Source organism: Pseudoalteromonas sp. CR1 (genome assembly GCF_019392235.1).
GTDB lineage: Bacteria > Pseudomonadota > Gammaproteobacteria > Enterobacterales > Alteromonadaceae > Pseudoalteromonas.
This window is the reverse complement of sequence record NZ_JAHXRM010000599.1, coordinates 1-239: the sequence shown is the minus strand read 5'-3', so window position 1 is coordinate 239 and position 239 is coordinate 1. Positions and strand designations below refer to the sequence as shown.

The window sequence follows — 239 nt, the reverse complement described above, 5'->3', positions numbered from 1 at the left end:
CCCACCGCTTCGTCGATCACTCGAGGTTGCAGGCCCGGGGCGTGGATCAGCAGCGGCACATTGTTACTTTCCAGGCCCAGTTGCTCGAAGGCGGGCGCCATGTGCGGGATCTGGCTGATGCGCGTGTTGTGGTCGCCGAAAAACACAAAAATGCTGTTGTCGTACCAATTGCCGGCCTTGGCGATTTCCATCAGGCGGCCGATGTTGTAATCCAGCAGGCGCACCGCGTTGTATTGCTC

General features: G+C 59.4%; 1 protein-coding gene. It reads right to left on the bottom strand.

Annotated elements, in window-relative coordinates; translation table 11 throughout:
• Nucleotides 1-239: sulfatase-like hydrolase/transferase (locus tag KZZ04_RS20700; protein ID WP_219424105.1), on the bottom strand; the 239-nt coding region annotated here is incomplete at both ends.